The sequence below is a fragment of the Intestinibaculum porci genome (assembly GCF_003925875.1).
Taxonomy (GTDB): Bacteria; Bacillota_I; Bacilli_A; order Erysipelotrichales; family Coprobacillaceae; genus Intestinibaculum; species Intestinibaculum porci.
This window is the reverse complement of the sequence record NZ_AP019309.1, coordinates 491,273-514,747: the sequence shown is the minus strand read 5'-3', so window position 1 is coordinate 514,747 and position 23,475 is coordinate 491,273. Positions and strand designations below refer to the sequence as shown.

The 23,475-nt window shown below is 33.2% G+C and carries 17 protein-coding genes; 4 read left to right on the top strand and 13 right to left on the bottom strand.

Going from position 1 to position 23,475, the window contains the following annotated elements; genetic code table 11:
- Positions 1–3 precede the first annotated feature (3 nt).
- The 3 genes from SG0102_RS02505 to SG0102_RS02495 all read left to right on the top strand — a co-directional run bounded on the left by SG0102_RS02505 (position 4) and on the right by SG0102_RS02495 (position 4,061).
- Positions 4–2,394 (top strand): TniQ family protein, encoded by a 2,391-nt coding sequence (locus tag SG0102_RS02505; protein WP_125118488.1) that lies wholly within the window; start codon positions 4–6, stop codon positions 2,392–2,394.
- On the top strand, positions 2,336–3,031 hold the full coding sequence (locus tag SG0102_RS02500) for a TnsA endonuclease N-terminal domain-containing protein (RefSeq protein WP_125118487.1): 696 nt from the start codon (positions 2,336–2,338) through the stop codon (positions 3,029–3,031). The genes SG0102_RS02505 and SG0102_RS02500 overlap by 59 nt, the downstream gene beginning before the upstream one ends.
- A gap of 766 nt (positions 3,032–3,797) precedes the next feature.
- On the top strand, positions 3,798–4,061 hold the full coding sequence (locus SG0102_RS02495; protein ID WP_125118486.1) for an Abi family protein: 264 nt from the start codon (positions 3,798–3,800) through the stop codon (positions 4,059–4,061).
- A gap of 754 nt (positions 4,062–4,815) precedes the next feature.
- Here the strand turns inward: SG0102_RS02495 and SG0102_RS15640 are convergent.
- The 11 genes from SG0102_RS15640 to SG0102_RS02435 all read right to left on the bottom strand — a co-directional run bounded on the left by SG0102_RS15640 (position 4,816) and on the right by SG0102_RS02435 (position 17,678).
- On the bottom strand, positions 4,816–5,448 hold the full coding sequence (locus tag SG0102_RS15640) for a type II toxin-antitoxin system RelE/ParE family toxin (protein WP_231999844.1): 633 nt from the start codon (positions 5,446–5,448) through the stop codon (positions 4,816–4,818).
- Positions 5,449–6,115: 667 nt separating this feature from the next.
- Positions 6,116–6,925, bottom strand: a complete 810-nt coding sequence (locus tag SG0102_RS02480) for a protein-ADP-ribose hydrolase (protein ID WP_125118485.1) — start codon at positions 6,923–6,925, stop codon at positions 6,116–6,118.
- A gap of 1 nt (position 6,926) precedes the next feature.
- A complete protein-coding gene (locus SG0102_RS02475; RefSeq protein ID WP_125118484.1) occupies positions 6,927–7,784 on the bottom strand; it encodes an SIR2 family NAD-dependent protein deacylase in 858 nt (285 codons plus the stop codon).
- Positions 7,785–7,951: 167 nt separating this feature from the next.
- On the bottom strand, positions 7,952–8,527 hold the full coding sequence (locus SG0102_RS02470; RefSeq protein WP_125118483.1) for a response regulator transcription factor: 576 nt from the start codon (positions 8,525–8,527) through the stop codon (positions 7,952–7,954).
- Between the two features lie 15 nt (positions 8,528–8,542).
- The gene (locus SG0102_RS02465; RefSeq protein ID WP_125118482.1) at positions 8,543–9,031 is read right to left on the bottom strand and encodes a hypothetical protein; all 489 of its coding nucleotides are present in this window, start codon (positions 9,029–9,031) and stop codon (positions 8,543–8,545) included.
- 59 nt (positions 9,032–9,090) lie between these two features.
- Positions 9,091–9,771 carry a hypothetical protein gene (locus SG0102_RS02460; protein WP_125118481.1) on the bottom strand — a complete coding sequence of 227 codons (681 nt, stop codon included), beginning with the start codon at positions 9,769–9,771 and terminating at the stop codon, positions 9,091–9,093.
- Complete coding sequence (locus tag SG0102_RS02455; protein WP_125118480.1) at positions 9,771–10,424, bottom strand: hypothetical protein; 654 nt, start codon at positions 10,422–10,424, stop codon at positions 9,771–9,773. Before SG0102_RS02455 ends, SG0102_RS02460 begins: the two co-directional genes overlap by 1 nt.
- Before the next feature lie 208 nt (positions 10,425–10,632).
- Positions 10,633–11,673, bottom strand: coding sequence for a Cna B-type domain-containing protein (locus tag SG0102_RS02450; protein WP_125118479.1), 1,041 nt, complete (start codon positions 11,671–11,673; stop codon positions 10,633–10,635).
- Between the two features lie 9 nt (positions 11,674–11,682).
- Positions 11,683–13,422, bottom strand: coding sequence for an isopeptide-forming domain-containing fimbrial protein (locus tag SG0102_RS02445; RefSeq protein WP_125118478.1), 1,740 nt, complete (start codon positions 13,420–13,422; stop codon positions 11,683–11,685).
- Between the two features lie 75 nt (positions 13,423–13,497).
- On the bottom strand, positions 13,498–15,249 hold the full coding sequence (locus tag SG0102_RS02440; RefSeq protein ID WP_125118477.1) for a SpaA isopeptide-forming pilin-related protein: 1,752 nt from the start codon (positions 15,247–15,249) through the stop codon (positions 13,498–13,500).
- 218 nt (positions 15,250–15,467) lie between these two features.
- Entirely contained in the window at positions 15,468–17,678 is a 2,211-nt protein-coding gene (locus SG0102_RS02435) for a hypothetical protein (protein WP_125118476.1), read from the bottom strand.
- 321 nt (positions 17,679–17,999) lie between these two features.
- Between SG0102_RS02435 and SG0102_RS02430 the strand changes: the two genes are divergently transcribed.
- The gene (locus SG0102_RS02430; RefSeq protein ID WP_157982952.1) at positions 18,000–19,421 is read left to right on the top strand and encodes an IS110 family RNA-guided transposase; all 1,422 of its coding nucleotides are present in this window, start codon (positions 18,000–18,002) and stop codon (positions 19,419–19,421) included.
- 230 nt (positions 19,422–19,651) lie between these two features.
- Here the strand turns inward: SG0102_RS02430 and SG0102_RS02425 are convergent, their stop codons facing one another.
- A complete protein-coding gene (locus tag SG0102_RS02425; RefSeq protein ID WP_125118474.1) occupies positions 19,652–20,281 on the bottom strand; it encodes a hypothetical protein in 630 nt (209 codons plus the stop codon).
- Between the two features lie 609 nt (positions 20,282–20,890).
- The gene (locus SG0102_RS02420) at positions 20,891–23,335 is read right to left on the bottom strand and encodes a SpaA isopeptide-forming pilin-related protein (RefSeq protein ID WP_157982951.1); all 2,445 of its coding nucleotides are present in this window, start codon (positions 23,333–23,335) and stop codon (positions 20,891–20,893) included.
- Positions 23,336–23,475: the final 140 nt, after the last annotated feature.

The window sequence follows — 23,475 nt, the reverse complement described above, 5'->3', positions numbered from 1 at the left end:
TTTATGGGATTTATGCTTTTGAATCCAAAACGAATGGATGATGAAATTCTTTATTCATATATTTTACGCTTATCAGCCACTAACGGCTTTCCTGATGCCAGCCATTTCAAGGACTATATTAATGGCGGGAATATGATGGGACGACCATCGTATTTCCGATACGATACCTTTGAGTATCTTGGCCATATTTTTTCTCATATTGACGGACTCGATTGGTCAGTATTCTTCTCTAAATCCACAATCTATCCCTTAATTGCACCATTACTTGTATCCGCAAAACAAGGTGCACTCTTAGGCAATTGCTTTCACCAACATAATCCTCTGAAATACACTCCCAATAAATTTATCACTCAGTTAAAAATTTGTCCTGAATGTTTAAAGGAAATGAAACAAAAATATGGCTTTTGGTGGTATTTAAAGTCTCAAAATCTTCCCTTTGTTACAACGTGTGAAAAGCATAATTGTAAATTAATTACTTATACAGGGCCAAAAGGACATGAGCTTGAATACGAGCTCTTCGCGCCATTAGAAGCCCCCGCTAATCCACAATTTGACAATTTTATCAGAGAAATGTCTAACCAACAACTTGACTGTGCACTTGAAGATTTAAAACCTGCCTTAGTAAATGCTTTTGATTCGATTGGATTAAATGTACTACAAGATCGTCTAGTGAGTAATCACTTAGATAAACTCATTCATAACTCGTTAGAGTATACCCGTAAAAGAATCCTCCCCTCTTATTCTGAATTTAATTGGGCTGATGCACTTATTTTACTTTATATTTGTTTTCCTGAACCGGAAAACATTCCTATTCCTGGTTATAAGCAAGAAGAGATCAGAGAATTACAAGTTGCTTCTCAAGGCTATCATGTGTTTTATCCATTTCGCCGAAACTTAATTGAAATGGAACACATTTGCTGCAACACCCATTTTCTTACCACGCCAAAAGCTTTCTTAGAAGGCTGGGAATGCCCAACTTGTCTGCAAAACCTCTCACCGAATGAAATGTTCAAACGAATGGTGGAAATCTCAGGCTATGGAGAATATAAGGTCTTATCAACATTTGAATCATTAAGCAAAAAAGTTACTATCAAGCATACTATTTGTGGTCAAACTTATACCATTTTACCGCGCAACTTCCTTTTTGAACATAAACGCTGTCCTTGCAATTCACAAATCAGTATTGATCAAGCCAGGCAACGTATTACGCCCATGAAACTAATCCGTTTTAATAGCACTGAGACTGATGCTACATTCCGTTGCCCTGAATGTGGTAAAACATTCACCACAAAATATATCAACTATACCAGGCATCCTTATTGTCGCATTTGTGGTAATCAAAAAGCACCAAGAAATAGATCAAATCAAGATTTCAAACAAGATTTAAAAAAACTCGTTGGTACAGAATATACATTGATGGGAAATTATACGAATATGAATACCCCTATCACATTAAAACACAACAAGTGCAAAAAGGAATTTACCATCTTACCTCGCGATTTCTTTCAAGGTACCAGATGTCCATTCTGCCGGAAACAAATGCCTGATCCAACTTTCTACACCTATGTAAATACGGTATCAATTGGTGTTTACAAAGTGATCGAAAAATCAAAAGAGCGTTACAAAGTCATAAACACTCAAACCAATGAAAGCGTTACTCTTACCAAGGCGATGATCTTACAGGAATTAAATAAGCCAACACCATCTACTGTTCTCCCTCTAGAGCGGAAAGATAAATACCAAAATACCAATAGAGAAGATGAACTAAAAAGATATATTCAAGGTCACTATAAAGCCTGTGACATTATTTTTATTGAAGATTTAAAATCATTCAATCAAATCCCATCTAATCAGTTGAAAAGCTATCTCAAGAAATTAATAGAAAAGAAATTTTTAAAACGAATAACCACTGGTGCATACGCTTACTATAATAGCTATATCACAGTTGATGATATCATCAATCAAAAGTACATTAACAGAAAGAATCAGCATATTGGCTTTAATTATGGCGATGAGCTAGCATATAATTTAGGAATTATTCAGAAAAAACCTGTTATATCAATGATCATCACTAATAAAGAATCACAATTGCACGGGCGCAATCTTAAAATTAATGGAAAAGCAATAAAAATTAAAGGATGTGCCTTTACTATTACTGAAGAAAACTGGCAAATCTTACAAATGGTTAGTCTTTTAGAGAGTTCCTATCGCTTTGGATGGGATATCGACCAAACAATCCTTACATTCATGAAAAATCATAACTATTCAGCAGATGATTTTGAAAAATATATAACTAAGCCTCAAATTATCAAGAAATTCAGGAGGATCATTAATAATGCCAAAAAAGATGAGCGAAGAAGCCAAAGAAAAAGCAAAGAGGAATACAATAGATGAATACTATCAGGCTTGGATTCAGTCCCAGGAATACACTACAGCTTCACATACAACATGCAGCTTTACTGACTGGAAATCAGGACGTCTTATGCATTTCTTAGGTTTAAATCAGTTTTATGCATACCTTATCTTGCGCTACAAGGATTATGTTTTAGATGTTTACGAACAGTATCCACTTAATCTTGATGAAACAAATAATATTGCTGACTCACTTGGTTATAAAAGATTTAACCACGGAACAAAACGTATGCTCACTCATCTTCTTGTAAAGGATAAAAGCGGTCACTATATCGCTTATTTTGTTACATCATCACGTAAATCCCTCGATCCCGTTAAACATCGAAGAGTAGTTGAAAAATGTTATATTGAATATCAGTATTGGAAATCCCATAATATTCCTTGGAGAATCATTTTCACTGATCAATTCGTAAATAAACGAGAAGCAATAAATATTAAAATTTGTTCTGAATTTTGGAATAAAGATAATGTACGAACAAAAGAAGAGCTCTTAAAGCATTTGATTATTCACAGGGCGATCATTTTCCCATTATCCCAAGTGATTAACTTTAACGAAGAAGCTTCTGAAATCATCACCGATGATTTATTTGAAAAATACTTGGAAAATAAAAAATTTTGATAGGTAAACTTTATAAGGAAACTAATTATATTGTTGTTAAATCACAATAACGTTATATAACATAAACTAATAAATTAGTTCTAATGCCTAAATTATTGGACAAAAGCCGCATATATTGGTGTATATAGGAAACTAACTAATAAATTAGTCGTATACAAAAGGTGATTCAGCCAATTAAAAAATTTTAAATGCAATTTAATTTTTTAAATACTTTTTAGAGAGGGTGAATAGTTCCACGAAATAATTTAATATACCGCGATAAAACTTAATATCACTCATTTTTAGGAGCTTTTTAGCTCCTTTTTCTTCCACGAAAAAACTTAATGATTATTTTAAAAAACTTAATATGTTGCAAAATGGAGTAAATACAGAAGCTATGATAATCATTTTAAATAAATATATCCTATTCTATCTTCAAAATACTTTATAAATTAAATACAAGAAAGATCTCATTTTTTAATCAAGGTCATAAATTTAAAATACAATGTATAATCAGCATATTTTCCAATAAAACAAATAGACTGATCTCCTTTTACAGGAAAATCGGTCTATTTTTCTTAAGTTAGATGTATGATGATATGTAATCAACAGTATAATTATTTTGAGTTTCATGATCTAAAATGATATCTCAAATTCTAATCTTTTAGATATTATAGCTACGTTTGTTATCGCTTTAATCAAACGATTCATACTCTCTTTTTGTTCGATATTAAATTTTTTCGTGGTACTCACAAAAATACAATTTTATCCAATATTAAGTTTTTTCGTGGAAATAAGTGCTTCAAATATCGCAAATATAGCCGAATATATTAAATTTTTTTGTGGTATAAATCATCAAAGTATTAAACGAAAAATGAATGATTCAGCTAGTGCAGATTTGATTTATAAATACGATAATCAATGGCCTATATGGGCATTGATTGAAGTGCTATCATTTGGAGAGTTTATAAAATTGTACTCAATGTATTATGAAATCTATAAAGACGGAGCGTCAAAAGAAATAATAGTTCCTAGAAAGTGTCTAAAATAATTGATTTCCTAGAAAGTGTCATGTATAATGCCGTTAGTGAACAAAAACAATAGTTTTTAGCGGAGTACAATGCCTGCGTTGTACTCCGCTTTTTTATCAAATCCAAAGAAAAAAGATAAAGTGTTTATCCTTCACAAGTTATCTTAGCTATGATTATACAAAAAATAGATGTACATGCAAGAATAGTGAATAAATAAACAGTAGATCTATTATTGCCATTTTTTAAAAATTAACTTTTTAATTAAACCTGTGTTTTTGTTAAAATTATCAAATATTAACTATTAAATTAAACCAAGCATAACAAATAAAAAGAAAAACAACCTTTTTCTAATTAACTTTTTAATTTGATGAAGTCAAAAGGTAATTAGTTTAAATTAAAAACTTAATATTCGTTGACAGTGAGTGGTATTTTATCGCTCACTGTTTTAAAAATTAGTACTATTTAATTAGTTTCCCCGACTTTATTATTAATTTCGTAGAAAACAGGTAATTATTCATAAATTGATCATTTTCCTATTATTCCTTGCGATTAATTTTAATGAAGAGATTCCTGAAATCATCACTGATTTTTCATTAAGAACCACTTGTAAGAAAACACTTCCGACAAGTAATTGTTAAAAGGAAACTCATTATATTGTTGTTAAATCACATCACATTAGACAATTTAAACTAATAAATAAGTTTAACACTCAAATTATTAAGCAAAGCCACATACATTGGTGCATATAGGAAACTAATAAATTAGTCGTATACATTATAAATTGACTTTCTTTGTTGCAGGAACAAGTCTTATTTGCTTTCCAAGCCCTTGAGCCATTTTTTTCACAGTAGAGAGACTTGGATTTCTTAAGCCTTTTTCGATTCGACTAATATCAGCTTGAGTAATTCCAGTTCTCATTGCAAGCTCTTTTTGAGTCAGATGTTGTTGTTTGCGGGCATCAATCAATTCCTGAATAAGATCATACTCTTCTTGAAGCTTATCATATTCAGCTTTGAAATCAGGGTCCTGTAAAGCCATTTGTTTATAGTCTTTATAGCTAGTCATGACAATTCCTCCTATGTAATCAGATCGATATTTCTTTGCCTGTCTTAACGCGGCCCTAGGTGTTTTTTGAGTTTTCTTTACAATCCCGTTTGTCAGAATTGCTTTCTTTCCAGTAAAGAAAAAGTAAAATATTCTAGTTGTATTAGAGCTTTGCTTAACCCTTAACTCAAAAATACCATCATCTAAAGCTTTTGAGTATGGTTCACGAAGTTCAGGGCCATTATTTTCAAGTAAATCAATTGTTCTAAAAGCTTTAGCACGCATTTTGTCATCAAGTGACTTTAAAAAATCCTCAACAGGACATTTTCCATCCGCAGTATCGTAGAAATCAATTGTATACATTGTTTTTCTAATCAATTATATGTTCTATTAAACATATTGTCAATTTCAACACTAAAATTGCATTTTATTATTTTCGCTTTTGTGAATTATTTTTTGCTTTCTCTAGTTACCATTGATTTTATACTTCTTTTTCCCATTTTGGTTACAATCGACGAAACGCCAAAGAATGCATCTCATTATTTACTAATCTCATAATAGTGGCCAACTAAATGTCTCCACTTAAAAGCACTCATAATCTATTGATGATAAAGATCAACAGGACAGATAGATAAGAGAACATTTATTAATTGTAACAACCACATACAAAAAAATGCCTGGATTTACCAAGCAAAAGAAATTGATTCTAATCCCTTAATAAGGGTATAAAGTTTTACCTTTAAGAAGACTAAGCCTGCCGGGTTCTACCGGTATTCAACATACTTGTTTGACGCCTATATGTCACTAAGTTAAAGTTATTTTCAACAAAAAAGACCAGCCGGTTTGTGCATTCTTCCATAAGAAAGACTAAGCATGGCTGGTTCTATTGAGGTTATTATACTTAAACCACATTTCTATGTCAATAATTTAGTGAAATTTTCTATCTAGCCTGAAATACACTTATCTCCACTTCAACCATGAAAGCAAGGTGAAGCACACGCAAGATGATGATCTATCCATAAGAAATAAATTAATGACCTCTCACAGTGATCTTTTTATTAAGAAGAGTATCATATAAATAAGCATCATCATCTTTAAAGACATTAAAGATAACCTTTTTAATAGAAGTATGAGGATGATTATCTAAATATTCTTGTACACTTGCAATAGCAATTTTAGCAGCCTGATCCTGTGGAAACATAAAGACACCAGTACTTATGCAGCAAAACACAATACTCTCTAAATGATAACGATCTGCTGCATCTAAACATGATGTATAACAGCTTTTTAATAAATCTTTATGCGTTTTAGTAAGACGTCCTCTCACGATTGGACCAACGGTGTGAATAACATACTTAGCTGGTAAATGATAACCAGGGGTAATCATCGCCTGCCCCGTTGGTTCTTCATAGCCTTCCGGCTTTGAAGACATATAATCAAAGCAGGTTTCTCTTAATTCAATACCGGCAAAGGTATGAATGCAATTGTCAATGCAGGTGTGGTTAGGGGCGAAGCACCCTAACATCTGACTATTAGCCGCATTGACAATAGCATCCGCTTTCAGTCTTGTAATATCCCCCTGATAAAGAGAAAGACGAGGATCGCTATAAGAACCTGGTAAATCATTGACATCAACAATTCCTTTGTCCTGAGTCATTCTTTCTAATAGTTCCCCTTCGATCTTATAGAAAGAGGAAGAAGCTTTTTGCGGTGCTCGGATATTGAACAAAGCACGTAATAAATGCCACTGATCTTCAGGATCCTTAGGGATGGTGAGTTGCTGATGAGCTTCCTGTAATAAGTATTCAATTAAAAAGATTCTTCTTTCTTCCTGATTCATGTTATTCACCTCCCAAGGCATGTAAGATATCATCATTAATACATAATGACTGTGATGCAATCTCTGCAGGGGCATAAGCCTCCCCCTTGTTAATGGAAATATAACGAGCCTGAGGATTGGCTTTGGTCATCTTCCAGAAAGGATATTTGATAATGATCGGGGTATTCATCCCTACCCCTAATTCTAAATAGAGAACACGTCCCTGCTGATGATGATCAATAAAATCATTATACCGTTTGCAGGCTGCATGCCAGCCGGCATCTTCTACAAAGGTATCATCACAGCGTAAGTTCGTATTCATTGGTAAGCCATCATCAGGACAATAAGGAATTAATTCCGTTGGGATTCTCATCTTTAATGGGGTTTGAGGAACTTCATAGATTCCATTCACTTTAATGAAGCCCTGGGCTTCTAACATCTTTTCAATAATTTCCTTATTGTCATAAGTCTTCATAATAGTAGGATTGGAAGACTGGAATAAGCCATAATCCCCCTGCGTATAAAATAAACGCTGCTTATCAAAACCATGTTTCTGGAACTGATGATCCACATTAGTGGTTAAGACAAAATAGTCTTTATCTTTAACAAGATCATATAAAACACCATAAGTGTTTTTCGGGGCATCTAAGTAGCGATTGATATAGATGGCTCTGCTCCACCAGGCCCAGAAGGTTTCTAAATCCTCATAAGGATAAAAGCCTCCTGAATACATGTCCTGAATTCCATACTTCTTAGCGAAGTCAGAAAAGTATTTATAAAAACGTAAACCTGAATAAGTAAAACCAGCAGCGGTGGATAACCCGGCTCCAGCACCGATGACAACAGCATCAGCTTTGTTGATTTCTTCTTGAATGCTCATAAGATCACCTGCTTTCTACTTGTAATATATATTATTACATATTAGTTGTCAATCATTTTATTACATTTTTGTTTAAATAGTTGATGCCATCATAAAAAAGATGCCTCTATAAGCGTACAACTTAGCTTATAGAGGCTAATAAAACAAACAGGTATAATAAAACTGCATCATTTTGATGCAGTATCTTTGACAATTTCATGTAATTCTTTCACATGGTGATGACCAATGTGTAAGGTTTCCCCATGGACTATAGCTTCATTATATTTCACGGATTCTAAGAAGTCTAAGGAGATATAAGTGGTATGATTGATCTTAATAAAGCGATCATCTAAATCATGTAAATAGTGTTTACCATCTTTGATTTCTGTATTCTCACCATCACTTAAGTGAACCACTAAATCTTTATGGTTTCTTTCAATATAAGTGATATTGGTAAAAGGAACATCACCTATTTCGTCAGTTTTGAGATGTTTGAGATAACCGGATAAGGTTTTCTTTAAATGATCATGTTCTTTTGATAAATACACAATCGGTGTATTTCGCTCACGTAACTGATCTGATAAAGAGATTTCTGCGGTATCCGGTGATTCAATATCTAAAAGAATCATATCAAAAGTTTGTTCACAGCCTAGGAAATCCTGAGAAGAGTGAAACTTATAGGTTGAGTAATGGCCATTCGATAAGACCGCCCCTTCTACTTCATTACAAAAACTTTCATCCTGATCAATAATTGCGATATTCATGTTTACACTTCTTTCTTATATCCTCTTACTGCTTATAAAGTAACAATAGCCATTAGTTTGACAATAAATCGTTAACCCTACTGAGGTTAAGTTTTTATAGGGAATACGTCCGCTATCAGTGACTTTATAAGTGACCTTTTTGCCATTGACTTTATGTAAGATGATGGTTTCTCCAATACTGACTTTCTGCAGATCCCCTTTGAGGTAATCTGGTAAAGCAATCATCTTCTTATGATAGTATGGCAAATCATGGTCCTTGGCGACAACACATTGGAGATGAGCACTAGAAACAGTCGCACGGACCAAATAGCCATAGATCGAAAGATCCCCTGATGTACTCGATATATACACCGGTGGTATCAATGCCTCAGCCTTCTTATAGATGTTATGGGCATTGGTATAATTCTTTTCTAATAAGTGTTTATTGTAGACAAATAAAGTCGCCGCAATGATAATACATACACAGCCTAAACACATAATAATCCGATTAACAGCTTTTCTCATAGCACTCACTTTCCCATTGATGTTTTCCTTCCTTATTATAATGAGATTGAAAGAATACTTCAATACATCTCCTGTGAGCGGTGGTATATTTTTGACAGCATCTCTTCCCAAGAACTTAAGGTATCCTCATTAGGGAAATAAAAATGAAGAAGTTTACCACACCGTTTAATGATTCTCTCTTTAATGACTTGCTTAATCGCAAGATAATATTCATGATCACTATCTAATAACAGTTTATAAAAAGATGATAAATAAGCAGAAGGTGCTTCCATCTCCTGATAATACTGACAGAGATCCGCTAAATGTTTAGAAGCTGATGTAGCATGAACACGCTGATAAAAAGCATAAACAATGTAACCCATATAAAAGGTAGAATGATCATAAGACGCAGCAGGAAAGGCATGTAAAAAGCGTCTGATGATTTCTTCTTCAACAATATTAATCATCGTCTTTTGAATATCATAAGCTTCATCTTTTAAATCAGGTAATTCTAAGATCAGAATCTGTCGATAAACAAATAAAGCATAGTTATTAATAATCATCGCATAGTGTTCCATATCACTGGCTACATAACTGATAAACTGAGGAAAGGGGCATTGTATAGTTTGGTATTTTTTGAGATAGAGGGTATAATCTCTTCTTTCTGGGGTATCTAGATATCCCTGGTGGATGTGGATATCCTGTTTACTTAAGATACAGGTATGATGGTAATTTCTAATCCTATCAGCAATGTGATCCATTAGTAGACCTCTTTCAGACAGGCATGAAAGCAGATATTATGCAGGTAATGCAGATCACTTAGCATTACCGTTTCCACTTCATTTAATAAACAAATAAAGTAATAAGCGCCATAAGTAGTGTCCTGTGAAGCTGAGGCCAATCCTTCATAAAGCAGACATAACTGTTCTGGCTTCAGTTTACTGATAAAGTCATTACGAAAGCTATGAATGACATGCTGCAGAAAGACATTTGCAAACTGAAGCTGCTTTTTATGAACATATTCCATATAACGATCATAGTGATCCAATAAAGGATAATCCCATTCCTTTAAAGGAATACGTTTATGATAGTAATCACATTGTTCAATCAGATAACGATTAATCAATTCATGATCAATAACTAATAATATTTCAGAAGCTAACTTAAAAGCCTCCCCTTTGGCTTTCTTCTTCTCTCTTTTGATCTTATCTTCATAGAGGATCAGGTCAAAGCAATTGTATCCCTTCAATTCTTCTTTGACCTGATCCTTTACTACTTCTAAGTAATGATCAAAATCTTCGTGCATCCGCTCTAAATAATCCTTGGTAGAAGTAAATATTTCAACATTCACTTTCCCTAATCTTTGGGCATTACGATATGCCTTACTCGTTCTATTAATATAGCTTTTCCTCATAATTCCTCCCATCGTTCACAACAGGATCTATTATAATGATGTTTATTTCATTTTAAATACTTTTCAATAATTACATTGTTATATATTTCATTTCTATGAAGATATTAAATCTATTACTCATTTCATTCGCTTTCCTGCGGTAATTACCGCATATGCAAGCACACAAAAAGAGGAAGCTTATCACTTCCTCTCAAATCTCCAAAAACAATTAATCATTTCTCATAAAACGACCAACCAAGATTAACAGAACACCCGCCGTTGCCATTAAAATTACATAGATCGCAATGTGTGTTTCATCACCGGTCTTCACTCTCTTATTAGCATACGTATTCGTTGTTCCACTACCGTGATCACCAGTTGTTGAAGTCGTAGCTTTTGTAGGTGTAGTGGTCTTTGTCTTATACGTTGGCGTGTTATCTTTTCCATTATTACTTGTTGTGGTAGTTTTCTTACCAGTCGTCGTTTTCGTTGTATTGTTATTAGGGGTGTTATAGTTAGGTGTATTGCCATTATTTTCTGTTGTGGTAGTTGTATTCTTAGTATTCGTTAAAACAAAATACATTATGCCATCACTTTCAGAAGAAGCAACACTCGCACTATAACCAGCTACTTCATGTTCCTTGATACTATAATTCTTAGTCGTATCAGTTGTCCATGAATAAGAGTAGTTATTACTATTTGATAATGTAATGGTCTTCTCTAAAGTCGAACCATTATATAAATCCACTAAGATAGAATCAGGTGTATTCGTACTATTGACCCAATGCTTAACAAGTGAATACTTATGGATCTCAGTCGTTGAATATTTAGATAACTCTACCTGCGTAGTTTGTGGAATCGCAATGAGATATGGCAAGTATGTATAAGTGGTATTCCCACTTGTATAATCATCAACCAGTAAGAGATATAATCCTTTACTTAATGAAGAAAAAGTTAAGCTTTCTCCATCAGCTTTAAGATCATTTCCTTTCACATTAGCTGCATATCCTTTTAAAGTCTGTGCAGCCACTGCTAAATCTTCACTCGTCTTGAGATTATTTAAATCAATACTTGTATTCTTTGCATCACTAAATTCCTTTGTATAGCTATATTGATCATTGTCAATACTTGCGATTTGGTAAAGATGCACATTCATCCCTGACTGTGTTTTAGTAATTGTCAGGGATGAAAGATCTTGAGCATGTAAGAGTGACTGACTATTCAGTACCACAAGTAACAATGACAATAAGATACTAAATAACCTCTTCATGATTTGTCATTATTTATTAGTAGAATGTTTTCTACTCATTACTACATATGCAGCAGCACATGCTACTAAGATACCACCTGCTACATATAATAATGTTGTACCCATACCACCTGTTGAAGGTAAGATTGAACCTTTCTTATCTACTACATCAGCTGTTAATAAACCAGCACTTGTATCAGGTGTAAATGTAAATGTAGCTTCACCAGACTTTACGTTACCACCAGTAAGTTCAGTTAACTTAGGATCATCAGATGTTGTATCATGTTTTGCACTGATTGTAAATTCTTTAGCATTTTCATAAGTTGTTGAACCAAATTTCACTGATCCATCCATCTTGTTATAACCATCTGGTGCCTTTGTTTCCTGTAAGATGTATACACCATCATCAAGACGTACTGCGCTATAAACTTTGTTAGCTTTAGTTAAAGTTACCTCGTTTACACTATCAGGTTTATCATTTGTTCCTTTAATTTCCTTGTATAATTTGAATTCAGCTTCATCTGTTTTATTATTTACATCATTTTTGTTATCTTTATATTTATTTACATCTAACTTATAAGTGAAGACGATGTTCTTATCTTCTGGAGTCTTACCAGTTTCACCTTCGCCACCCTTGTTAGGGTTATTAGAATAAGTTAAATCAACTTTATTAGGGTTCCCTGCAGCACCGATTGCAGCACCTTCATTTAATTTTGCTTCATAATAAACTACAATAGCAGAATTTTCGGTAAGCTTACTATTACCTTTTTCATCTTTTAAAGAATTAATTGATTTTAAGTCACTGCATGTCCAAGTAAACTTTTTGCCACCATTATATTTAGCATCGCTACTGTTTGTTACAGATTCTCCTTCACCATTGTCTTTAAATGAATCAGTAATATTAACGCCTTTAACCTTAGCATCTTTAGCTGCATCATCCTTGTTTGCATAGAAGTAAATCTCATAGTTTTTAACATTGTTATCTGAATCTGAAGCCTTGTATGTTAAACCCTTTGACATAGTATCTGTAAAGATATACTGATAAGATGTATATGAGCCAATGTTGCTAGGCATTGTCCCAGTGATTTTATATTTAACATTATCATTAAAATCAGCATCAGCTGAATCCTGCCAATTAGAAGTTTCACCAGTTGAATCATTTGTATCTTTTACTTTCTTTTCTACAGTAGGTACACCTGATTTGATGTCTGATTCTGCATTACCAACAACCTGGACGATAAATTTAGTATAAGCATCTGACTTTCCATCCAGAGAACCATCTTTATCTTTTACTAAATAATAACCAGCAGCTAAACCTGTAATCTCAGTTTTATTATCATTGACAGTAGATGATTTGCTTGTACTTGTAGTAGATAAATACTGTCCAACAACCTGAGCAAACGCATCCATTTCAGCAGAATTGCTTGCTACACCTTCTAAAGCTTCTGCAACGCTTGCAGCATCTGTAACACTGCCAAATTTATCTTTTAATGTATTATCTCCCTTTAAAGCACTAATTAATTTATCTTTCTTAGTGCTATCAATACCAGTACCCCACTGAATGTTTGATAAGGTATCTCCGCTTAAATCACCTTTGAAAACCTGGTAAGCTTCATAGGTATGATCCTTTGCAGTTCCTTTTAATGTTAATGTGTAAGTAGTAGCTTCAGCAGCATTTTCAGCATGTACTTTCACACCAGTGAATGCTGCTAAAGACAATACCATTGTCAGTGCAACTAAATAACTAAAGAATTTCTTGAAATGTTTCATAAATTTGTCCCTCCTATTTCATAAATTATTAAATCTTTTCTTCTTTAATCTACATTTCTTTTAAATAATTTTATTTTAAGAATGATCTTCTTTTCTAAAGAGTCCTCCTTTTCCCAATTTCATTAATATGTATATTACTCCTAGCATGCTTAGCAGCGTTCCAAGTAGATAATATTTCTTAGTACCTATACCACCAGTTGATGGTAGAGTATATTTCTTATCACCAGTTTCCTGGTTTGTAACATTAATCGTACCAGCTTGTATATAGTTACCCATATAAATAACTTTATAATCACTCATAGATTCACCTTTTATAGATGTTTCCTTAACTGCATATACATATTTATTTCCTTTGTCATCTTGGGAAGGTAAATTATCATCTGAATATATCCAATTTTTGTCTTTCAATAATTTGATATTTCCTACGAATTCACCATTATTTTTATCTAGTATAGGAGAAGGAGCAACGGATTCAAACTTAAGACTATAACCACCATTTTCAATTGAAATATTCACATCAGTATCAGAACTAAACGGTCCCATCACATATGTCTTACCATAATTAATACCATTCTCATCTTTAATAGTTCCCAGATCATTTATATCTGTGATCTTCGCAATAATTTTACTTCCTTTTGTCAAAGTAAATGTCTCGTTTTTATATTGAAGATTTGTGACATTCACTTTTACATTAACAGTAGAATTTTCGTTTAAGAGCTTATATCGATAAAGGCTTAAACTAACTTCATTTGATGTAGGAGTTATCACATTTCCATCTTTATCAACCCACGATTTATTAATAGTCAATCTAGCATATTTATTTGATACATAGAATGAACCACCAGTACTCTCAAAGAAATTGATTTTGCTTTTAATTTTATTCTGATCTTGACTCGCATCAATTTCTTTTTTTACATCTGTATCTAAGTTATTTATTAAATTATCTTCGGTTATATTACCATCTTTTTCTTTTTTTATTACATAATAATATTGATCACTTAATCTATAACCCTCTGGAGCAGACACTTCTTTAATTCGATACAACGCATTTTCACTAAGCTTTGTAAACGAAATTTTACCTTTATTCTTATCACTTCCAGTAACCAATACATTTTTCTTAACTTGACTGTCTTGATCAATTGTTACTTCCTTTGTTGGAGCCTGAGTTGACGCAACATCCTTTGGATCTTGCCATACCCAAGTCCATTTTCCATCGACTTTTTCTCTTTTTTCAATACTAAATCCAGCATCAGATAACAGTTTTGTACTGTTGTCCTCATCAACTTTAGTTAAAACAACTTTACTTTGGCTTCCTGATGCTGAGGACAAATTAATATTAAAGTTATCTCCATATTGAGTATCGAATACACCTGCAAGATTAGCATTATTTGAAATATAATAATTGCCATTCTTGTTAGCAACAATAGTATACGTATAAACTAACACACACGGCATTCGATCTTGCAGTTCTACATGAATCTTATGATTTTTGCTATCATATTTAAATTTATATAAGCTTGGAGATATAATTACACCTCTATGCTTATCTTTAGAATGATCAAATCTGTATAACTTGATGCTTTCTAAATCCAAATAAGCTTTCACATCATTAGGAATAGTTAATGTATCATCCAACGTCAAAGTATCTGCACCAGGATTAAGATCTTTTCCTGCCGGATTGATCTCAAGGGAATATTCTAAATTACTTCCGTTTTGTTCAACACCTTTACTAATTTCTTTGACAGTTCTTGTAACTGTTGTTTCCTGAGAAGACTTTGAATCTCCCCATGTTGCAGTATTAGTATAAGTTTTTTCAGTATTAGTCATATCATTCCAATAAGACTCATCAGATATCTGAGCTTGATACTTTATAGCAATTATTTGGTCTACTTTATTTTCTTTGTCATCTACCTTTTCATATCCATCTTTAATTGTGATTTTTAAGCTTTCTGTTCCATCAGCATTTTCGATAACTTCAACATTTGGAGCATCCAGCCCTGGAAGGTCTTTTCCCGAATTATTTGATACAAATTCATAATTACTGTTTATTTTTTATTCCACCTTGATTTCTGATACGAATATTCATTATCAAAGAAATACGCTAAAAGTGACTTATCTACATATTTCATTCCAGAAGGCAATTGATCTTCTACTACAAAATCTCCACTTTGATCTTTATCAATAGTTAACAAAAGGCGATAGAAGAGTACTTTCTTTCCATCTATTTCTTTCATTTCGTCAGCAGAAACATTAACTGGCTTTGAACTATAACTAGCGTTTTCTCCAGTTTTACTTACCGACTTCACGAATTTACCATAATATGTATATGTATATTTTTGCTCATCGGTACTCTCAACAGATTTACTATTATCTAGTGTTATGTTACCTTTGTTAGGAAATGTGTATTCAATTCCATTATTCATCGTTGATAGATCACTATAAGTTGTATATTCATCAATCTTAAACTTTATTGGATTAAACTCCTTACCAGGTTTAGCTGAAACTTTTATTTCAAAAGATTTAACTTTTGTCGTTGTATTTTCATTATTAACTGTATTTCCATCTTTATCATAACAAGTCAGTGTCCATGTATAATCTTCACCCTCGTTATAAGTTTTCGATTCTGATACAGTCATTACACCCTTTTTGTGAAATTGCTCATAAAGCTCTTTTGCAATCGCATAATGATTCACATCTTTATCGTCTACTTTATCATTCCCATTTTGATGATAAACAGTTCCAATCACATCTTTATAGGTAAAACTTTTTCTAGATTCACCATCCAAATCAGCCTCTGCTTTCCATTTAAATGAAACCTTATCTTTATTCTCATCTGCTAATTGTGGATTTCCAACTTTTGATTTTGTCAAAGATAAACCTACTTTAGCTTCTCCTGTCGAATGATAATCGTGTCCATCTTGACCATAGAATTGCCCGGTGTTTGATACCGTAATTCCAGTTTCACCATTAGGTACTTTTGGTGCATTCGTCTCATAATAGATAGCAAATTTCTTATCTTTTAAACTTTCATCTACTTTTGAAAAATCAACTGTAATGTAAGTATTACCTTTATAAGCAGTCTCTAAATTTTTTACCTCAATTAGTTTATTATTTTGACTTTCATCAATATAATAAACTTGAATTTGGCCCTTTAATTTTAGACCTTCAGGTAGTTTATCATAGAATACATATCGATTATTCTTAAGATCTCTATGATCATCATTAAGTGAAACTACCCATTGAATTGTATCAGCACCACTAAGATATCCATATTTATTAATCATTCTTTCATAATGCATTCTCTTATAAGCAGAAACTTGAACATTTCCAGAATTAGCATATGCATTGTTATCAACATATACATCACCATTTGAATTCTTCTGATCAGTAAGATCCATTGTGTAAGTGAGAACATAGGATTCACCAGCACTTAATTTAGGTAAACCTTTTATCTCAAAATATGGTTTGTTGTTTTCATATATTTTTTCCCCATATGAAACATTATAATTCACACCATATTCATATCCGTTCGAATCTTTTCTTACCAACCTCAAATTTTTTCTATAGTTTAAATCAACATTTTGAAACGAGCCAACCTCATCTATAATATCAACGGTATCAGCAGTTCCCTTTGTAGTTGAAACAGTAACTGTATAGTTGATAGACTTCTTATCATCAGAAAATTCTCCATCTTTTTTTACATTAATGTCACTGGTATTTTCTGATGGCTTATCTTCTTTATCTTTAATTGTAATGGTTGAGCCAGTACTTGCGCCTGGAAAGTTTACTGAACCCTTGTTTTCATTCGAACTTTTATCTAATTTTCCTTCAAATTCTATGGAACCTGTAAAATATGCCGTAGGATCAAAATTATCATCATTAAAAGTAACGGTAACTAGACCAGACGTTGAAATCTTATATGTACCAAAAGGATGAGCTGGATCATTTTTATTCGCTACAGTACCATTCTGTTCAGTGGAAACGTTTATACCTTTTGGCATCTGATAAGTGATCTGTTTTGGTGTCTCCTCTTCTTTAAAAGTATCATCAGGAATAAAGTATGAAAGTTCAAATTTAACATTGTCACCATCAGTAAATGTCGTGGAAGGATTGTTTTCATATTTACCATCTGCCCCCATTTTATATGTATTAACAGATGTAACCCAATCTCTATCATTGTCAACTAATGCATACGTACTAAAACTTTTCGTATCAAAAGCAGTCGTATCTTTTTTCACATTCGTTTTAGCATTCAATGTCTCCTCGTATAATATGTTTGTAATTTGATTAATGAATCATCGCTAATAATTGATGATTCTTTAGATTTGAATATACACTTCAAATCCAGGATAATAGATTCTGTTTTGAACCTAAGGTTGTATTCTTTCTCCTTGCGGCCCCTATGGGATGTCCGCTTCACATAGACTTATTCCTCAGCCAAAACAGTTCTTTATACCCTAATGAGTTTGTTGAAGCTTTGTTTGCATTGTCTTCTTATTTTCGAGGTTGCGTTTGTCTTGGCTTAGAGGTGCAGTTCAAAACAAATTACTATCAATTTATGAAATGAGGTACTTATCGTGAAAAACAATATCTTTTCAAAACAATATGATTTATTTATCGGTTTAGACGTTTCTAAAGGCAAAGCAGATGCTGCCATTTATAAACGTAACAGAGATAGAAATGTTAAATCCAAATTTGTTCGAAAGGCGATAAAGTTTAAATTCACCAAGCCAGGTGTCGATGAGTTCCTCGATACCGTTAGACATTACAAAGATGAAGACTGCCTGAGCGTTCTTTTCACAATGGAAGTAACAGGCGTGTACTCTGACAATGTCTATATGTATATACGCGATCATCTCCAGGAAAGTGAAGCAGTTAAGTTTCTGGATACTAAATTCGTTGACAGGTGGCGCGATGCACACGGATATGCCAAATCCGATCCACTTGACGCTAAGACTATTGCACAGATGTGCGCAACTGATGATGATGCACGTTATGTTGAAAAAGCTCCTAATTACAACGAAGAAAACAACAAAAAAGGACATGCGAATCTAAAAATTCTGACGCATCGCTATCAGCAGCTGAATAAACAGCTAAATGCTGAATACAATCGACTGAGTGCACAGTGTGAAAAGTTCTTCCCGGAGCTTACCGCTGTTTTCTCAATACGTTCTGCGACTGCGCTTGCAATCTTAGAGGCATATCCTACTGCACATCATATCATTAAATCTTCTAAAAATGAAGTCTTTAATGTGGCTTACGAGGCCTCTAAGCATCGCTGTAAGGAAGCTAAAATAGACGATTTGTTCGATCTTTGTGAAAATACCATTGTTACTCTTAATGTTCCTCAGGAAGCTGAACTGATCACCGTTGAAATGGTCAGCAGTATCAGAAATCTGCTTCAGACAAGGAGAAACTACAAGAAAATGATGGTTAATCTTGCTTCAGAACAGCCTGCATTTAAGCGTCTTCAGACATTAATCGGTGTTGGTGAAGAATCCGCAGCTATGATTCTTGGTGAGGTATATGACATAGCTCTTTCCAAGAAAGCGGAAAACTTTGCATCATACTGTGGATTAACGCCAAGAAATAAGAAATCAGGTTCATCAGTTGATACCCATGGGAAGATTTCCAAAATGGGATCGCCTATCCTCAGACACGCTATATACCTGGCATCAGAGTATGCCAGACGGCATAATCCATACCTTGCCAACCTTTTTGCAAGGGTTAAAAATGGCAATAAGAAGCGCCATAAGCTTGCAACAGTAGCTGTTGCCAATAAGATGGCACGTTATATTTACGCTATTCTTAAGCATGATAGTGATTTCGTACTGCTTTATGAGGATCTCATGAAGCTTCCGGAAGATACCCGAGCCACGTTCTTCCAAAGTATTACTACTGACATTCCAGAAAAGACAAGAAGATGTATTTACAAATATTCTGATGAGAATGGTGTAGTACATGATTTTACCTTTACTGGAAATGACCCAGAAGAGTAATACTGTATGTAGATTTTTGATATAAAACACATATGTTTCAATGGATTGTGACAACTTTCACATTTATACACACTAAGATGTTTTCTTTTTGTAATTTTTAATACTACATATTTGTAGCACTCACCTCTAAGCCAAGACAAACTCACTTGGCTTTAGAATCAGAGTAAACAAAGATTCAATTAATTTATATAATTAACAAAATCAACTCCCCTCATATTTTCTATTGACATTTAATAGTATGTCTGTTTATTCACATCATTATCCTTAAAATGAATAACCTTAAGATCATTATTATCCTTTACATTAAGATCATCAGATAACTGCTGATCTTTAAAAGACATAGACACTTTGACATTTCCATCAGTTGGTTCTACTTCCTTACCATCTAATATAAATGAGATATCATAGAGTAAGACATTACTATAAAGATTAGACTTCTTATTTAATGCTTCCTGATATTTTTTATATTCAGTTGTAGATTCAGGAATCTCTTTGACTCTTAATTCAGCCTGATCACTAATAGCGCTTGCATTAGCAAGCACTGCTTTCACACTGATTTTCTTATCTTCATAAGTATAATCAGTTTTCTTATCAGTTGTTTGATCAGTTTGTCCTTCCTTGTCATCTGATTCCTTTGAGGTAGTTGTTTTCTTTTCTTCGTTTGAGATCAGCTGATCAGCTGTATCTTCCTGGCTATCACCAGTATCTTTTGTAGTTCCCTTATTTTCCGTAGTAGTACTACCCGTCTCACTTGATGTACCACTCTCTGGTCCATTCGCCCATGCATTCATACTCATGAGTGAGAAAACCATCATAATCGCCACAAAATACTTGAAACCTTTGTTTACCAGGTTTTTCATAACGATCATCCCTTACTTATTTAATTTTTTCCCGTATTACAACGTAAATGTTAATCAAGTAAGGTCACACCAAGGTCATAAATATCAAATTTCTATGATTTATATCAAATTTTTATGTTATTTGTGACTTTAGTGAAATCATAATATTTTGTAGTTTTTAACGTATATGTGTCTATTTTCTACAAACGCGTTACACTTTCATTCGTAAATAAATGGTAATTATACTGCATGTGACCAAAATCACGGATTATTCTCCATTTTTATATGTTCTATGCAGAACATTTGCACGTCACACATATAAATATCTAAATATTTACAAATAACCCGTTAATTAGATTTGTAAATCATCACTTCATTCACAAAATATTCATATATGCGAAATTAACTAAGTGTATTTAATATATTTATGTATCATATCCGTACAAGTTTATATTAACTCATTATAGAAACCCATTTAAGAAAGCAAGTTTTCATTTTTCTTTAAGACTTCTTTAAGATATACCAGACCATGTCATACAAGTAATAAGTAAGAGTATCATCAAGTGTTTTTTATTGAGATCTATCTTTAATCAGGGACTAGTACCCTGATAATAATCTTCTAACATATGATTATCCCCTTTCATTCAAATGTTTATATCTTATGATAAGCAAGAAGCTTGCTACTAAAATCAGTAATATCCCAGCCACATAGAACATCGTTGTCCCTTTACCACCAGTAGACGGTAAAACTGTTTCTGGTGTTTTAGGTGCATCTGGATTCTTTTTATTTGCGACAGTAATTGTTCCTGATTTAGCTGTGTTGCCATAGTATTTTGTTTCATAGCCATCTAACTTTGTAGTTTCTTCAGCTACATAGACATATTCATCATTACCGTTTCGGGTCAGCAAATCATTAAATGACTTAGACCAGTTTTTATCCGCCTGTAACGTGAAGCTAACGACTTCATACTTTGAAGATTCATAAACTACTGTTTGAGGTTTCTTATATCTATATGTCGGATCATTAAACCAATCTTTGCTTGTAACACGAATTGTTGTATCACTTGTGAGAGGTTGCGAAGTAAACTTATGATCATCTGTAACACTCGCTTCTTTACCATTTACTAAAGCACTTTTAATACCACTTGTATCATATTGCCCCCACTCAACTGTAAAGGTTGAACCGCTATCAACAGCAAACTCTTTTGATATATTTTTATAACTATTATCAGTTATTAGCGTAACCTTAACGCCATCAGACTTCTTTATATAGCGATAGAGTTTAACGTCCACAAAATTTTCTCCAGGTTTATCAGCTTTCGAGCCATCCGCATTTTGCCACGTTTTATTTACTGTTAGCTGAGTATATTCATTTGACACAATAATCTCTTCACCATTTTGACCAAAATAATGAATTTTACTTTTATCCACATAATTCACTTTATCATTTGGATCTTGCATATTAGCAGGAAGATTTTTATAATCATCGTCTAAAGCGCTTTGTGCAGTACTGTTATCCTGATTACTTGTAATCATGAAATAGTAATAGTTTGAATCCCCTGTATAATCAGCAGGTGCTTTTGTTTCCTTAATACGATAAAGTTTTCCCGGTTCGTAAGTATTTAGTACCGCTTCACCTTTGCTGTCAGTAACTTGCTTGTTTCTATAAGCCTCCGGTGTAATCCAACCGTTTAAATATTCTTCAACGCTAAATTCAGCGCCTGGAAATCCCTTTGCATAGTTGTCCGCATCCACCTCCCGAATCGTAACTTTTGTTGTTGAATCAGTCATTTCAGCACTATTCGACTTCATTTTACCACTATCTTTAGCAGTATAACTTCCCGCTAGCTCTACCTCATTAGAAATAGTTGGCGTACCTTTATTGCCTTTGTCAATATTATAGCGATAGACAAGAACACAAGGTGTTGCATCTGGCAACTCGCCAGAAATCTCATGTGTCTTTTCATCATACTTTAAGCTATACGAACTTGAATCAATTTCTGTTGAACTACGGTGATTTTCTGCATTTGAGTCAAACTTATATAGCTTTACATTTTGTAAGTCTAAATAAGCTTTCACGCCATCTTCAACCGTTAAAGCATCAGAAAATGTAACCGAATCACCTTTAGGATTAAGAACTTTTCCAGCCGGGTTAATTTTAACTGAATATTCTATCGTATTTGTGTATTGACCATTTGCATCTTTAAGCTGTTCACCCTTCTTATGCACAACCTCCACTGGTCTTTTCACATTTGTAGTCTGAGAATCTTCGTGATTATCCCATTTTACACTATTTGTATAAGACTTCTTTTCTATAGTCATATTTTTCCAGGCTGGATCATCAGTAACAATGCCCTCATAATCAATCACAATCTTTTGATTATCGCCGTTTTCATAGCCATCTTTGATGTGGAACGTTAAAATCGTTTGATCATCTTTCGTGGCTACATCAACAGTTGGTTTATATTTGTCATTTGTAAAGTCATAAGAACCGCTAGATGAATACATCCACCATTCACTTCCATAAAACATCACATTCATTGAACCTTCTTTGTAGCTCATACCTTTAGGCAAAGTATCTGTAACTGTTATAGATCCCGATTTATCTTTATCTACATTCAACATAATACGATAATGGATTGTATCATTAGTCAATTTATCTTTTTCTACATCTAAAATACCATTTGTATATGTTGTTTCTTTTCCTGTAGCACTAGCCAGCTTTGCTAGTTTTTTTACATTCTCATATTCATATTGAGATTCGCCTTTTGTTGTGTGGCCTTGATCTATATCATGTCCATTATAATTTGTAATAAGACCACTATTCTTGAAATCCCACTTCTGACCAGGCATTACTTTTGATAAATCACCTATCATCTTATATTGGATAGATGCACTTGTTGGTCTAAATGTATTTGAATCATTAGCATTAACCTTTAAAGTAAATGACTTTACTTTCGCATCATTGTCATTTTCATTAATTTCATTACCCTTAGCGTCGTAACATTTCAATTCCCATGTATAGGCATTACGATCATAATCAACTTCATTACCATGATCATCTTTATCTTTCATGCAATAATAAATACCTTTCATTATTGTATTACATGATATTACATTAAATTCATCTATTCTTACTCTATACGGCAGATGTCTAACTGTAGTAAAAACGTTATATGGAAACTATTTTTAAGACTTTAGTTTCCTGTATTTAT

Coding starts and splice junctions, on each gene's coding strand:
- SG0102_RS02505 (WP_125118488.1), top strand. CDS start 4: ATGGGATTTATGCTTTTGAATCCAAAACGAATGGATGATGAAATTCTT.
- SG0102_RS02500 (WP_125118487.1), top strand. CDS start 2,336: ATGCCAAAAAAGATGAGCGAAGAAGCCAAAGAAAAAGCAAAGAGGAAT.
- SG0102_RS15640 (WP_231999844.1), bottom strand. CDS start 5,448: ATGTATACAATTGATTTCTACGATACTGCGGATGGAAAATGTCCTGTT.
- SG0102_RS02480 (WP_125118485.1), bottom strand. CDS start 6,925: ATGAATCAGGAAGAAAGAAGAATCTTTTTAATTGAATACTTATTACAG.
- SG0102_RS02475 (WP_125118484.1), bottom strand. CDS start 7,784: ATGAGCATTCAAGAAGAAATCAACAAAGCTGATGCTGTTGTCATCGGT.
- SG0102_RS02470 (WP_125118483.1), bottom strand. CDS start 8,527: ATGAATATCGCAATTATTGATCAGGATGAAAGTTTTTGTAATGAAGTA.
- SG0102_RS02465 (WP_125118482.1), bottom strand. CDS start 9,031: ATGAGAAAAGCTGTTAATCGGATTATTATGTGTTTAGGCTGTGTATGT.
- SG0102_RS02460 (WP_125118481.1), bottom strand. CDS start 9,771: ATGGATCACATTGCTGATAGGATTAGAAATTACCATCATACCTGTATC.
- SG0102_RS02455 (WP_125118480.1), bottom strand. CDS start 10,424: ATGAGGAAAAGCTATATTAATAGAACGAGTAAGGCATATCGTAATGCC.
- SG0102_RS02450 (WP_125118479.1), bottom strand. CDS start 11,673: ATGAAGAGGTTATTTAGTATCTTATTGTCATTGTTACTTGTGGTACTG.
- SG0102_RS02445 (WP_125118478.1), bottom strand. CDS start 13,422: ATGAAACATTTCAAGAAATTCTTTAGTTATTTAGTTGCACTGACAATG.
- SG0102_RS02440 (WP_125118477.1), bottom strand. CDS start 15,249: ATGACTAATACTGAAAAAACTTATACTAATACTGCAACATGGGGAGAT.
- SG0102_RS02425 (WP_125118474.1), bottom strand. CDS start 20,281: ATGAAAAACCTGGTAAACAAAGGTTTCAAGTATTTTGTGGCGATTATG.
- SG0102_RS02420 (WP_157982951.1), bottom strand. CDS start 23,335: ATGAAAGATAAAGATGATCATGGTAATGAAGTTGATTATGATCGTAAT.